General features: G+C 71.9%; 13 protein-coding genes. 10 read left to right on the top strand and 3 right to left on the bottom strand.

Features of this window, described 5'->3' with window-relative positions:
* Window positions 1–15 precede the first annotated feature (15 nt).
* Entirely contained in the window at window positions 16–1,323 is a 1,308-nt protein-coding gene (locus tag ACWDBE_RS36555; protein ID WP_449810121.1) for a serine hydrolase domain-containing protein, read from the bottom strand.
* Window positions 1,324–1,436: 113 nt separating this feature from the next.
* Between ACWDBE_RS36555 and ACWDBE_RS36560 the strand changes: the two genes are divergently transcribed.
* From ACWDBE_RS36560 to ACWDBE_RS36575, 4 genes are all read left to right on the top strand, one after another.
* Window positions 1,437–2,630, top strand: a complete 1,194-nt coding sequence (locus ACWDBE_RS36560) for a histidine kinase (protein ID WP_449810122.1) — start codon at window positions 1,437–1,439, stop codon at window positions 2,628–2,630.
* Complete coding sequence (locus tag ACWDBE_RS36565; RefSeq protein WP_449810123.1) at window positions 2,618–3,262, top strand: LuxR C-terminal-related transcriptional regulator; 645 nt, start codon at window positions 2,618–2,620, stop codon at window positions 3,260–3,262. Before ACWDBE_RS36560 ends, ACWDBE_RS36565 begins: the two co-directional genes overlap by 13 nt.
* A gap of 59 nt (window positions 3,263–3,321) precedes the next feature.
* Complete coding sequence (locus ACWDBE_RS36570; protein WP_449810124.1) at window positions 3,322–3,900, top strand: hypothetical protein; 579 nt, start codon at window positions 3,322–3,324, stop codon at window positions 3,898–3,900.
* 64 nt (window positions 3,901–3,964) lie between these two features.
* Window positions 3,965–4,474: a GNAT family N-acetyltransferase gene (locus ACWDBE_RS36575; RefSeq protein WP_449810125.1), complete on the top strand. Its 510-nt coding sequence runs from the start codon at window positions 3,965–3,967 to the stop codon at window positions 4,472–4,474.
* A 4-nt stretch (window positions 4,475–4,478) separates the two neighbouring features.
* Here the strand turns inward: ACWDBE_RS36575 and ACWDBE_RS36580 are convergent, their stop codons facing one another.
* Complete coding sequence (locus ACWDBE_RS36580; protein ID WP_449810126.1) at window positions 4,479–4,712, bottom strand: hypothetical protein; 234 nt, start codon at window positions 4,710–4,712, stop codon at window positions 4,479–4,481.
* 264 nt (window positions 4,713–4,976) lie between these two features.
* Between ACWDBE_RS36580 and ACWDBE_RS36585 the strand changes: the two genes are divergently transcribed.
* The 4 genes from ACWDBE_RS36585 to ACWDBE_RS36600 all read left to right on the top strand — a co-directional run bounded on the left by ACWDBE_RS36585 (window position 4,977) and on the right by ACWDBE_RS36600 (window position 7,831).
* Window positions 4,977–5,312, top strand: a complete 336-nt coding sequence (locus ACWDBE_RS36585; RefSeq protein ID WP_449810127.1) for a hypothetical protein — start codon at window positions 4,977–4,979, stop codon at window positions 5,310–5,312.
* Between the two features lie 324 nt (window positions 5,313–5,636).
* Window positions 5,637–6,293, top strand: coding sequence for a response regulator transcription factor (locus tag ACWDBE_RS36590; RefSeq protein WP_449810128.1), 657 nt, complete (start codon window positions 5,637–5,639; stop codon window positions 6,291–6,293).
* Window positions 6,287–7,465, top strand: coding sequence for a sensor histidine kinase (locus ACWDBE_RS36595; RefSeq protein WP_449810129.1), 1,179 nt, complete (start codon window positions 6,287–6,289; stop codon window positions 7,463–7,465). Before ACWDBE_RS36590 ends, ACWDBE_RS36595 begins: the two co-directional genes overlap by 7 nt.
* A 48-nt stretch (window positions 7,466–7,513) precedes the next feature.
* A complete protein-coding gene (locus ACWDBE_RS36600; RefSeq protein WP_449810130.1) occupies window positions 7,514–7,831 on the top strand; it encodes an IS1096 element passenger TnpR family protein in 318 nt (105 codons plus the stop codon).
* A 707-nt stretch (window positions 7,832–8,538) separates the two neighbouring features.
* On the opposite strand, the gene ACWDBE_RS36605 is transcribed toward ACWDBE_RS36600, so the two are convergent.
* On the bottom strand, window positions 8,539–9,654 hold the full coding sequence (locus ACWDBE_RS36605) for a hypothetical protein (RefSeq protein WP_449810131.1): 1,116 nt from the start codon (window positions 9,652–9,654) through the stop codon (window positions 8,539–8,541).
* A gap of 799 nt (window positions 9,655–10,453) precedes the next feature.
* Between ACWDBE_RS36605 and ACWDBE_RS36610 the strand changes: the two genes are divergently transcribed.
* Window positions 10,454–11,002 (top strand): GNAT family N-acetyltransferase, encoded by a 549-nt coding sequence (locus tag ACWDBE_RS36610; protein ID WP_449810133.1) that lies wholly within the window; start codon window positions 10,454–10,456, stop codon window positions 11,000–11,002.
* 355 nt (window positions 11,003–11,357) lie between these two features.
* A complete protein-coding gene (locus ACWDBE_RS36615; protein WP_449810132.1) occupies window positions 11,358–12,515 on the top strand; it encodes a GDSL-type esterase/lipase family protein in 1,158 nt (385 codons plus the stop codon).
* The last annotated feature ends 185 nt before the right edge of the window (window positions 12,516–12,700 follow it).

Here is a 12,700-nt window from a genome sequence, read left to right on the forward strand (position 1 = left end):
GGTCGGGGCGGGGCCTCAGCGTCCCCGAGGGCCGGCCTCCACCGGCGCGCGCAGGGCGTCCTCGACCAGCCTGCTCTCGGCCCGGGCCACCCGGACGACGTCCTTCTCGCTGTCGGCCTGGACGCCCGACAGCGAGAGCGCGACGCTGCGCCTGCCGTCGGCGGTGACACCGACGGAGCTGATCCAGCCGGCGTCGCCGCCCTCGTGGCCCCAGTACTCCCCGCCACCGGGCAGTCGGCGAGAGAAGAGCCCCAGTCCGGCGCGGGCACACGGCATGAACCGCTCGAACGCCGGGCTGACCGCGACGGTCTGCTTCATCTGCGCCAGCTGCGCTGGCGCCAGGAGCCGGCCGCCGAGCAGGGCGCCGAAGAACCGGTTGAGATCGGCGGTGGTGGAGACGAGCCCGGCCTCCCCGTTGGTGCCCGGGCCGACCTGCTCGGTGACGTCCACGAGCGGCTCACCGGCCCGGAACCTCTGGTACGTCTCGGCGTGCGGCTGGGGCAGGGTGGGTGACGTGCCGGGCCGGAAGGTGTGGTCGAGTCCGAGCGGCCGGACGATCCGCTCCCCGACCTCCTCGTACCAGGGGCGCCCGGTGACCTTCTCGATGGCCAGCCCGAGCAGGACGTAACCGGTGTTGCTGTAGTTCCAGCCGGTGTCGGGCTGGAAGTCCGGACTGTGGCTCATCGCCCGGGCGACGATCTGCTCGGGCGTGTACGAGTCGTTCCGGTGCTTCCGGAAGTCCTCCGCCGAGGTGTAGTCCGGATAGTCGTCGTGGATGCCGCTGGTGTGCTGGAGCAGTTGGCGGACGGTGATCACGCGACCGTCGTTGCCGTTCCCGGACACCACACCGGGCAGCCACCGTTCGATCGGGTCGTCCAGGGAGAGCCTGTTCTCGCCGACGAGCTGCAGGGTCACGGTGGCCACGAAGGTCTTGGTGATGCTGGCGATCCGGAAGTACCCGTCCGGGGAGACCGGCTGTCGTCCCGTCAGGTCGGCGATCCCGCTGGTGACGGTCAGGGTCGGTCCGTCGGAGGTGGCCACACGGGCCTGTACGCCCGTGGCGCCGACCGCGGTGATCGCGTCGGCGTCGTGCTGGAGCCGTTGCCGTTGCCGGAGCCGGTCATGGTCGTCGCACGTCCGGGTGGCCGTCGCGTCGGGCGTGGCCATCGCTTCGGGCGTACCGGCGGAGAGGGCCAGGGCCACGACGGCGGCCAGCGTGAGGTTCCGGCGGGCCGGTCGGCGGCGTCGCCGTGGGGCGCGGATCGGTGAACTCGCCGTGTTCGCCGTGTTCGTCGTGCTCGCCACGTTCGTCATGTTCGTCATGGGCGTTGACGCTAGGTCCGGAGGAGACGGGCGGACGATACCGCTCGCCGGTCGGAAAAGAGGGTGGTGGGCTGTAATGCCGGGCCCGGTTCCCATGGTCCAGACTCGTGGGAATGAACGACCAAGGGGCCGGTCGGCTCTCGACGACGTGGCGTGGGCTGGGCTACCTGCTGGGTAGCCTGTGCACCGCCGCGCTCGCCGTGCTCGCACTGCCCGTACTCGCCGTCCCGGCAGCGGCCCGCGCCTGGGCGTCCTGGCACCGCCGCCGCGCCGACCGGCTGCTGCGCTCCGCGCGTCCCGGCGCCGTCCGCGTCGGTCCGTGGCGGGTCCTCGGATGGCTCTGCACCTGGATCGTGACCAGCGTGGCCTTCGGGCTCGTCGTGGTGCTGTGCGCGGGCAACGCGGTGACCACCGCCGTCACGGTGCCCTTGTGGTGGGCCCTGCCCGCGGGCACCCCCGCGGGCGGGTTCGCCGCCGGCGTCCCCCTGACCGGATGGGGGACGGCGCTGACCCTGGGCACCGCGCAAGCCGTCGCCTTCGCGGCGCTGACGTACTGGCTGGTCCCCCCGCTGGCACGCCTGCACGCCCGGACCTGCCTGGCCATGCTGTCCCCCTCGACCGCCGAGCGGCTGGAGCAGCGGGTGGAGACGCTGACCGAGACCCGGGCGGAGGCCATGAACGCCCACGGCGCGGAACTCCGCCGGATCGAACGGGACCTGCACGACGGCACCCAGGCCCGGCTGGTGGCCCTCGTGATGCGGCTGGGCGTGGCCCGCGAACTGCTGGACGACGACCCCCGCCTGGTGGCCCGACTCCTGGCGGAAGCCCACGAGAACGCCGAGGAGGCCATGACGGAACTCCGCGCCGTGATCCGGACGATCCACCCGCCGATCCTCGCCGACCGCGGCCTCGCCGGGGCACTGACCGCGCTGGCCGCCCGCTCGGCGATCGACACCACCCTCGACCTCGAAGGCCTCGAAGGCCTCGACGACCTCGACGACCTCGCCGCCCACGGCACCGCCGCCCCCGCCGCGGTCGAGGCCGTCGCCTACTACATGATCGCCGAGGCGCTCACCAACGCCGCCAAGCACAGCCGGGCCACCCGCAGCACCGTCCGCGTCGCACGCGACGGCGACGGGCTGGCGATCGAGGTCACCGACGACGGCATCGGCGGCGCCGACGAGACGCTGGGCACCGGCATCGCCGGAATTCGCCACCGCGTCCTGGCGTTCGACGGCACCTTCCGCCTCCACAGCCCGGCCGGCGGCCCGACCACGATCACCGTGAGCCTGCCATGCGGGTCGTGATCGCCGAGGACAACGTCCTGCTGTCCAGCGGGCTGGAACTCCTGCTGACCGCCAAGGGCTTCGAGGTCGTCGCGATCACCGAGGACGCCCCCGGCTTCGCCGCCGCCGTCGCCGAACACCGCCCGGACGTCACCATCGTCGACGTCCGGCTCCCACCGACCTTCCGCGACGAGGGCATCCACGCCGCCATCCGCGCCCGCCGCCTGCACCCCGGGCTGCCCGTGCTCGTCCTCTCCCAGTACGTCGAGCAGCAGTACGCCGGCGAGCTGATCTCCGACGGCCGCGGCGGCGTCGGCTACCTCCTCAAGGACCGGGTCGGCCGGGTCAGTCAGTTCACCGACGCACTGCGGCGGGTCGCGGCCGGCGAGACCGTCATGGACCCCGAGGTGATCGGGCAACTCCTCACCCGCCCCGCCCACGACCCGATCGCCGCCCTCACACCACGCGAACGCGAAGTCCTCGCCCTGATGGCCGAGGGCCAGGACAACACCACGATCGCCGACCGCCTCGTCATCACCGACAACGCCGTCCACAAGCACATCGGCCACATCTTCGCCAAGCTCGGCCTCTCGCCGGCCGACAGCGGCCACCGCCGCGTCCTCGCCGTCCTCAGCTACCTCAGCCGCCACTGAGGAGGCCGCGGGGGGACCGTACGCCGTCCCGCCGTCCGGCAGTTGATAACGTGACCGCCGTGACGGACGAGGTGGAAGAACTGTTCCTGACCCCCGGCGAGCGGGCCCGGGGAGTCGGCGTCGACAGCGTGATGTTCACGATGGACTGGACCGGCGAGGACCACCCGGGCGGGCTGGCGGCGTTCGCGGCCGACCGGGTACGGGCCTTCGGCGCCGAGCCGACCGGCGTCGACACGGAAGCCGTCGACTGCGTGGCCGTCGACCGCGTGGCCGAGAACGACCCGACGCTGCGCCGCGGCGATCTCCCGGTCCGTCGGCTCGACCACCTGGCCGCCGTGCTGGCGGAGCTCGGCTTCACCCTCGCGGTGTGGGACAACGGCACCGACACCTACGAGCTCCTGATCGCCCCCACCGGCGAGCGGGAGCCGACCGGACTGCTGTACCAGGGCCTGCCGGTACGGCCCTGGGGCTCGGAACCCGAAGCGGCCCTGGTCAGCCTGAACTGCCCGAACTGCTCGCAGATGCTGGTCTGGGAACTACCCCCGACCGAGAACCTGGCCGACGAGCACTGCGACTGCGGAACCGCCCTGTTCGACGCCACCGGCAGTCCGCTGCCCGGCGTGAGGCTGCACGACTGAGTCGGCGGCTTCGCGCGGTGAAAATCCCGTCGCGGAAACGTCCTCGCGTTGATGGGATGGAGGCATGACCTCCCCTCACACCGGAGCGGCCGGCATCCTCGTATCCGTTCACGTCCGCGATCTGACGCCCGCCGACCTGCCGGACTGCACCTGGTCCGGGTCCGCGGTCCATCTACGCCAGGTCGCCCGGGAGTTGGCCCGGGCGGAGGCCGGCGAGGTGGACTACCTGGCCGTCTGCACCGCGGCCGGCCTGCCCGTGGCGATCGGTGGCGTCGACTACCGCGTCGCCCCGGGCGCGGGCACGCTCTGGCAGCTGGCCGTGCTCCCGGCCCTCCAGTCCTGCGGCCTCGGCTCGTTGCTCGTCCGGGCCGCGGAGGACCGCATCCGGGCGCGGGGTCTGCGGCGCGCCGAACTCGGCGTGGAGGACGACAACCCGCGGGCCCGCGCGCTCTACGAGCGGCTCGGGTACACGGCTTTCGACCGGAAGCCCGATGCCTGGGACGAGGAGGCGCCCGACGGCTCGATCCGCAGGCACGAGACCATGTGCACGCTCCTGCGCAAGGACCTGACGTAGGGGCTCATTCCCCGCCGCAACCGCCTCCGCAGCTGCTCCCGCAACTGCTTCCGCAGCCTGAGTGGCCGCCGCCGTGGCCCCCGCCGCCGTCGCTCCCGTTCCAGCCTCCGCCGCTGTCCCCGCCTCCGCTCGTGTAGCGGGACTTACGGCCCGCGTTGTCGCGGCGCCGCATCCAGGCGACGATCCTGAAGACGATCACGACGATGGCGACGATGACGATGAAGCCCATGAAGTTCATCCGAGTGCTCCCCCCATGACATGCCGTACGGGATGTGTCGTGGACGGCGGCTGAACGGCCTTCGCGGGAGGCGGGATCAGCCGTGCCAGGGCGTTCCGATACCGGCGGCGGTACTTCATTGTGCTCGTCGGGACTGACACCGAAACTCCGAGGCGGCCGGAGTAATGACCACCTAAAGATCGGGGAGACGCTGCCGAAACACCGTGGCTGGTGAGCTGGGTACCGCAGACGGCCACAAGGGGCGTCTACGGAAGGACAGAGACCATGAACCTCAGCTGGAACCTTCGCCACAAGACCACCCTCGTCCTGGGTGGCGGGGCACTCACCGCGCTCGCGGTGTGCGGCGTCGCCGCCGCGCAGGGCCCGGACGGCGGCAGCGAGCCCTCCGGTGGCGCGGGCACGTACGCGACCATGGACAAGGACGGCCACCGGACCTTCAGCGACACCGACCCCTCCGCGGGCAAGGAGAGCGCCCCCGCCCAGCCCTCCGGCGGCGCGGGCACGTACGCTACGGTGAGCAAGGACGGCCACGTGACCTTCAGTGACACCGACCCCTCCGCGGGCAGGGACCGCGCCCCCGCCCAGCCGGCACAGAAGTAGGGCGTTTCCGGTCCCTGGGGTTGTCGGCGTTCGGATCCACGACCACAGCCCCGGTGACAACGCGCTGACGCCGGGCGGCGCCACCTCCCGTCCGGGGAGGTGGCGCCACCCGTGCGACGTACCGCACTGCGGGCCGACTGACAGCGACGACACCGCGGCACACTGCCGACTGGGGCCGCCGCCGACTCGGGCCGCCGCGACTGCCCTGGTCGCCCTGGTCGCCTTGGCAGCCTTCGCCGCTCCGGCCGCCGCCGCGGCGCTCCTGGCGGGCCGGGCGGGTGTCGGGGGTGTGTCCTGGTCCGGTGAGAGATGGAGGGTTGCGGGATGCGGGTGCTGGTGGCCGAGGACGAGCCGGTCCTGGCGAGGATGTTGGGCACGGGGCTGCGTCGTGAGGGCATGGCGGTGGACGTGGTGCTCGACGGGGAAGCGGCGCGTGATCTGACGGAGTTGACCGACTACGACGTTCTCGTCCTGGATCGCGACCTTCCGGGTGTGCACGGTGACACACTGTGCCGCTCGCTGGTCGCCTCCGGCGCACGGACCAGGATCCTGATGCTCACGGCCGCCGGAACGCTGCACGACCGGGTCCGCGGCCTGGGCCTGGGGGCGGACGACTACCTGTGCAAGCCGTTCGAGTTCCCCGAGCTCGTCGCCCGCGTCCAGGCACTGGGCCGCCGGATCGCCCCCGTCACGCCGCCACGCCTGCGGCGCGCCGGCATCACCCTGGACACCGTCCGTCACCGCGCCGAACGCGACGGCCGCACGCTGTCCCTCACTGCGAAGGAGTTCGGGGTGCTGCGCGTGCTGATGGAGGCCGACGGGGGAGTGGTCAGCGCGGAGGAGCTGCTGGAACGGGTCTGGGACGCGTACGCGGATCCGTTCACCGGGGCCATCCGCGTCACCATGAGCAGGCTCCGCGGCAAACTCGGCGCCCCCGACCCGATCCGCACCCTCCCCGGCACCGGCTACGCACTGTGCTGAGACACCGCACCATCCGCACCCGCATCGCCGTCGTCTTCGGGACCGCCTTCCTCGGCCTCGGTGCCCTCCTGCTGACCGCCGTCTACCTGCTCACCCGGCACGGCACCGACGCTCTCGCCACGCGGATCGCGCACTCGGTCGGCCAGCCCGCCGCCATGGCGCCGGCCCAACCCACCACCGACCACCCCTCGCCGGGAACGACGGTGTTCAGCGCGGACGGGGCCATCGCCACCACGGTCAGCCGGCAGGTCACCGACGCCGCGGCCCAGCAGCAGCTCCTCTGGTCCCTCGCGGCGCTGGCCGTGGCCGCCGTCCTGGCCGCCCTGGTCGGCTGGTGGACCGCCGCCCGCCTCCTGCGTCCCGTACACCGGATGACCACCACCGTCCGCCGCATCAGCGCGGCCAACCTCCACCAGCGCCTGGAGACCGCCACCCCCCACGACGAGATCACCGCCCTCGCCGACACCTTCAACGCCCTCCTGGACCGCCTGCAGACCTCCTTCGACGCCCAGAGCCGCTTCATCGCCAACGCCTCCCACGAACTGCGCACCCCACTCGCGATCCAACGCAGCCTGATCCAGGTCGCACTCCACGATCCCGAACCGGCCGAACTCGACCAGATCCGCGACGACCTGCTCGACGCCAACCGCCGCAGCGAAAGACTCATCGACGCCCTGCTCCTGCTCGCCCAAGGCCGACACGGCCCCGAAACCCGCGAAAGCGTCGACTGGACCGCACTCGTCACCCGCGAGAGCGACGCCGCCGCCGACGCCGCACAGAGCGCACAGGTCACCATCCACCTCACCCGACGGCCCGCCACCACCCACGGCGACCCGGTGCTGCTCGCCCACCTGGCCCGCAACCTGATCACCAACGCCGTCACCCACAACCACCCCGGCGGCACCGTCCACATCCATGTCGACGAGGACGGACTCCGGATCCACAACACCGGACCGTGCCTGGACGACGCGACCGTCGCCGAACTGCTCGAACCCTTCCGACGCGGCCCCCGCCCCCGGCTGAACACCCCCGCCGGCGGAGCCGGCCTGGGCCTGTCCATCGTCCAGGCCATCGCCACCGCCCACCACGCCACCCTCACCGTGCGAGCCAACCCCGACGGCGGCCTCACCACCCACATCCGCCTGCCCGGTCGGACTGCCGCTGTCGCATAGACGATCAGCTGCGCGGGCCCTGCGTAGTGCCGGCCGGGTGGGATGTCCATGCCCGTCAGGATCCGTCCGACCCGGGAATCGGAGATCCCGTGTCCTGCTGGGGAGTCGGCGATCGGCCTCACCGGCCGTCGCGCCGGCCCGCCCGAGGACTGCGGTGGGATCTGGGGCCACGACCACCTCGTCGAGATTCTTGCCGACCCCGACCCCGGCCACGAAGAACACGAGGAACGCCTCGAATGGTTCGGCCGTGAGTCGGCCGACGAGATTCGACCCCGCCACCTTCGATCTGAACGAGTCCAACACCGCGCTCGCAGACCACGCGACCGTGCTGCTCCCGAACCGAGACCTGGCCCCTGCCTGTCCTGATCGCCCCGGCCACCACCGGCTTCACCGCGCGGCAGTACGAGACGTTCAGACCGGGGGAGCCGGTCTCGGCACCGGGGGGCCGTGACGACGGCCTCTGCCGCCGGCCCGCCCCTTCCGGTACCCGACCGCATCCCGTCGGGCGGGTACCTGTTGTGGTGTGTGCGCCGTTGCGGCTGTGTCGGGGAGCGCTGGGCTTGTTCGGGTTCGTCGGTTACGCGGGGCGCCGGTTCGGTTACGAGATCTGCGTGACTGCTGGGGGATAAGAGAATCGAGGCGGTGTCAGGTTTCCGGGTGAACCCGCAGGACCTGCGGGACGCGTCGACGGCCGATACGCCGTGGCGAAGGGGATCAGCCAGGACTGGTCGCAGGAGAGCAACCCCGCGAGCGCGGGGGCCGATACCTCCTGACCTGCAGCGATTCTCCTCAGAGGGCGCCGATTCTCAGCGACGGGTGAAAACCGACCGCTGAACGGCGGATCAACGGTGACCCACCTCGCGGTCGTCTGATCATCTTGATCTTCATTGAGGATCAGGAGGAGAGGGTGACGCCGCCCGCCGCCCGCCGCACACCCGCACTCCACCGGCACGCCGGGACTGTCACCGGCCGACCCGCTCCGCCCCGGCCCGGCCCGTCCGACCGGACCGGTCACCGGGGCCGACCCGAAGCCCCTGCCTCTGCTCCTGCTCCTGGTCCTGCTCCTGCTCCTGCTACCGCCGCGCGACGGTGAAGGCCTGCTCCACGATCGCCTGCGGGAACCGCCCGCGCAGCTGGGCGGCGAGGCGGGCGGCGTGCTCCTGCCGGTTCTTGCGCTCGGCCTTGACGAGGTCGACGGCCAGCCGTACGGCGGGCAGCGCCGCGGCGAGCCTGAGCTGCTGCTCCGGGCCCTTGGTGCCCGTGCTGAGGAAGTGTGCCAGGTGTGGGCCGAAGCGTCCGGTCAGCCTGCGCAACTCGCGGGGCGCTTCCGGGAGTTCCGGTTCCGGGTTGCCGGGGCTGCACCACTCGTGCCAGGTCGTGGACGCCTTGAACGCCGGCGGCTCGTCGAACCACTGCCAGGCCAGGACGGGGCCGAGGCCGGTCACCGGAAGCCCCGTGGTCCGAAAGCGCCGCTCGGGGCGGACGGTGAACTCCGCTCCGTCGTCCGCGCGGAAGACCGTGGCCAGCTGCCACGCGCAGCAGGAACGGCGGATCTGCGCGGTGACGATGAAGCGTTCGGACTCGTCCGGGGCCAGCCGTATGTGGGTCCGGTCCAGGAACGGGCGGGCGCCGACCCGTTGACGGGTGAACTCGTCCACCTCCCAGAGCACCGGGCGCTCCTGGTCGAGGTCGAGTTCCAGCTCGGGAACGCTACGGGACCCGGCGGGCTGCAGGTGGACCATCGCCCCGCGGAACGGCTCGACGCGGTCGAGGACCTCGGCCCGCAGGTCGCGCAGGGTGAGGTGGGCGTCCGAACGGTTGGTCACGGTGACGGACAGCACGGTGCTCTCGAAGTCCGCACCGCCGTGCCCGCGTGCCCAGCCGAGTACGTCCTCCTCGCCCTTGAGCTGTCCCGGTAACCGCACCGGAAGGTCGGTCACCTCCGCATCCGCGGGGATCACCACCCACTGGGTGACCGGATCGCAGTACTCGGCCAGGACCTCCACCGTGCCGGCGCCCGGCGGCCGCACCGGTCGCGCCGCCGAGTGGACGTGCACACCGCCGTTCACGGTACCGGCCTGCACCACCGAGCCGACGACAGCGGACCCTCCGGCGAAGAGGTTCTCCACACGGTCCCGGGCCTCGGAGACGCCGTCGGCGCGCCCGCCGTCGCCAGCACCTCGCCACACCAGTACCACCTCGAGCGTCTTCGCCTGCTCTCCGGCCACGGCATCGGCTGGCCGGTGTAGGGGTACGACAAGCAGCCGCTCACCCGGGGGAAGTCCCCGACGTCCAGTCCGCCGCGGTCTCGCACTTCGGCCTCCTCGCCGACTTCCGAGCCGCCGTCGCGGCCGGCGGCCTGCCGTCGCTCACCTTCCTGGGCCTCGGGGGGCGACTTCGGCTCGCGTGTGGCCACGCGCCACGCATCATCGGGGACGGTCGCCCGGCCGCGCCGCGGTTGGTCGTCTCGCCGCTGCTGTGTCCGCTCCACGAGACCGTGCCAGCGCCTTTCGCGCCCGACGTCGGCGGCGGCACCCTGCGCTTCCGCGTCGCTGGCGACCCCGCCGATGCCGCGGCGGATCGGCTGACCCTCACCTCATCCGCGCGAGCCGGCCCGGATCGTCGCCGGCCGCAGTGCCGAGGGTGGCCGTCGCTTGCACTGCGTGGTCGCTCTCGCTCTCTACGGCGGAACCGACCGGGACGCCTACCCGTTTCCGGGCGGCTTCCATCCCTGTCCGCGGGCCCGTCGGCTCATCGCGGGCCTTTCGCCGAGCGTGTCCTCACCCCCGGGGCGGGCGCCGGCGCGGTGAGGCCCCGGCCGGTTGGTGGGTGTGGAAAGCCCGCTGGTGGGGGGAGGGTGCACAGGTCCAATACGCCGCTCAGCAATTGGCCTCGGTGGTCCCGCACACCGAGCGTCCACGATCGGCAGGACCGACCACGCGCCCCGTGGCCCCCGACAGTGCGTTCGCCCGTGAGATGGTTGATGTCATGGCAGATGGCGCGACTCCGGGCAGCGAGGTTGTACGCGAGGTAGTACTCGAGACGACTCGCCTGCTACTCAGACCTTGGCGGGTGGCCGAGGCCGTCGTCCAGCGTGAGCTGTGGACCGAACGTGATCCACGAGTGCCGCCGCACCGCCGAATCAACGCGGACGGACACCCCACGGTTGCGGAGCTCGAGGATTCGATCCGCACCAACCAGCTGTGGTCGATCGGGTTGCTGGCGGTCGAGCGGAAGGCCTCTCGTGACGTCATCGGCTACTGCGGGCTGGTCGACAACGGGCGAGGATCGACCGGGGAACCGGAACTGGCGTTCGAGCTGCTACGCCGAGTGTGGCGTCAGGGATACGCGACTGAGGCATCGTTGGCGGTTCTGGAATGGGCGAGGTCATCTGGATACGAACGCCTCTGGGCCACGGTCTGGGACTGGAACACCGCTTCTCGCCGTGTGCTGGCCAAGGTGGGGTTCACCGAGACCGAGCGGAAGGAAGTGGACGCGGCGTACGGGACCACCCTGTTCACCACGAGACGGCTCTGACACACCCGAGGGTTGGCCTTGCGGACCGCTCCGGGCAGTGCCGGCAGGCGTCAACCTTCCCATCCCGTCAGCGGAAGCGGATGCGCCACGCGGTCGATGCCGGGGCGCTGGGGACGGAACAACGCGACTGCCGCCGGGCCTGCGGGGAGTGGGTGGCACCGAGAATGTAGACGGCCGTTGACCCTCGGCGGTCCTGGGAGTGGATCATTGACTCCCTTGACGCCCCGCTGGGCGTGGGTGGAGTCCGTGCGGCCGGCTGATCCGTTCCTTGTGCGGCCTGAGGTGTGCCCGCACCGGCCGTACGTCCCAAGGAACTTGCTTGACCTGTTTGCCTGGACGAATCGAGAGTGGCGCCATGACGACGATCACCACCCCTGTCACCGAGGGCCTCCTTCGCGGCCACCTCGACGTCGAACACACCCACCGCGGCCTGTTGCCGCACCGCCTGCCCGCCGGTGCCCGCCGGCGGATCCCGGATGAGCAGCTCGCGATGGCCGAGTCGCAGCCTTCCGGTGTGCGGTTGGCCTTTCGTACCCGTGCCACCGCCGTCACCCTGCACGCCGTCCCCACCAAGCGGGCCTATCCGGGTGTCCCGGACGTCCCGGACGGCGTCTACGACCTGCTGGTGGACGGCCGACTGGCCGGGCAGGCCGGTGTTCCCGGAGGGAACGTGCGCACCGTCGACCTCGCCACCGGCCGCGTCGAACTGACCGAAGGGCCGCCCGGCAGCGCCCGGTTCACCGGCCTGCCGGGGCGGGACAAGACCGTCGAGATCTGGCTTCCGCACACGGAGACCACCGAGCTGATCGCCCTGGAAACCGATGCCCCGATCGAGCCGCTCCCGGCCGGCACCCGCAGGCGCTGGGTGCACCACGGCAGTTCGATCAGCCATGGCTCCAACGCCGAGCATCCGACGGGTACATGGCCTGCCCTGGTGGCCAACGGCGCGGGTCTGGACCTCGTCAACCTGGGCTTCGGCGGCGGCGCGCTGCTCGACCCGTTCACCGCGCGTGCCATCCGTGACACCCCGGCGGATCTGATCAGCCTCAAACTCGGCATCAACGTGGTGAACGCCGACGTGATGCGGCTGCGTGCCTTCACCCCGGCGGTGCACGGCTTCCTGGACACGGTCCGGGAGGGTCACCCGACCACACCGCTGCTGGTCGTCTCCCCGCTGCTGTGTCCGCTCCATGAGACGGTGCCTGGCCCGCTCGTGCCCGACTTCAGCGGCGGCACCCTGCGCTTCCGAGCCATGGGCGACCCCGCCGATGTCGCGGCGGGTCGGCTGACCCTTACCGTCATCCGTGCCGAACTGGCCCGTATCGTCGCCGACCGCAGAGCCGAGGGCGACCACCACCTGCACCACCTGGACGGTCTCGACCTCTTCGGTGAGCACGACCAGGAAGCCCACCCGCTGCCCGACGGCCTCCACCCTTCTCCGCGGGCCCACCGGCTCATCGCGGAGCGTTTCACCGAACTCGCCATCGCCCCAGGGCGGGCGCTGGCGCGGTGAGGGTTCGCGGCCGGTTGGTGGGTTGGTGGGTGGGTGAAGGCCCGCCCCCTCAGCCCTTGGTCCCGCCCCCGGGGCGGGGGTGGGTCGCGTGGGTTGTGGGGCGGGCCTTCGTGGTACGGAAAAAGGGGTGGCGCGCCGTCGGATGGGGCGCGGGGTGGGTCAGTTGAGGACGGCGAGTGCGGCGT

Source organism: Kitasatospora sp. NPDC001132, assembly GCF_053598415.1.

Coding starts and splice junctions, on each gene's coding strand:
- ACWDBE_RS36600 (WP_449810130.1), top strand. CDS start 7,514: ATGCCCGTCAGGATCCGTCCGACCCGGGAATCGGAGATCCCGTGTCCT.
- ACWDBE_RS36580 (WP_449810126.1), bottom strand. CDS start 4,712: ATGAACTTCATGGGCTTCATCGTCATCGTCGCCATCGTCGTGATCGTC.
- ACWDBE_RS36555 (WP_449810121.1), bottom strand. CDS start 1,323: ATGACGAACATGACGAACGTGGCGAGCACGACGAACACGGCGAACACG.
- ACWDBE_RS36590 (WP_449810128.1), top strand. CDS start 5,637: ATGCGGGTGCTGGTGGCCGAGGACGAGCCGGTCCTGGCGAGGATGTTG.
- ACWDBE_RS36575 (WP_449810125.1), top strand. CDS start 3,965: ATGACCTCCCCTCACACCGGAGCGGCCGGCATCCTCGTATCCGTTCAC.
- ACWDBE_RS36615 (WP_449810132.1), top strand. CDS start 11,358: ATGACGACGATCACCACCCCTGTCACCGAGGGCCTCCTTCGCGGCCAC.
- ACWDBE_RS36585 (WP_449810127.1), top strand. CDS start 4,977: ATGAACCTCAGCTGGAACCTTCGCCACAAGACCACCCTCGTCCTGGGT.
- ACWDBE_RS36560 (WP_449810122.1), top strand. CDS start 1,437: ATGAACGACCAAGGGGCCGGTCGGCTCTCGACGACGTGGCGTGGGCTG.
- ACWDBE_RS36565 (WP_449810123.1), top strand. CDS start 2,618: ATGCGGGTCGTGATCGCCGAGGACAACGTCCTGCTGTCCAGCGGGCTG.
- ACWDBE_RS36610 (WP_449810133.1), top strand. CDS start 10,454: ATGGCAGATGGCGCGACTCCGGGCAGCGAGGTTGTACGCGAGGTAGTA.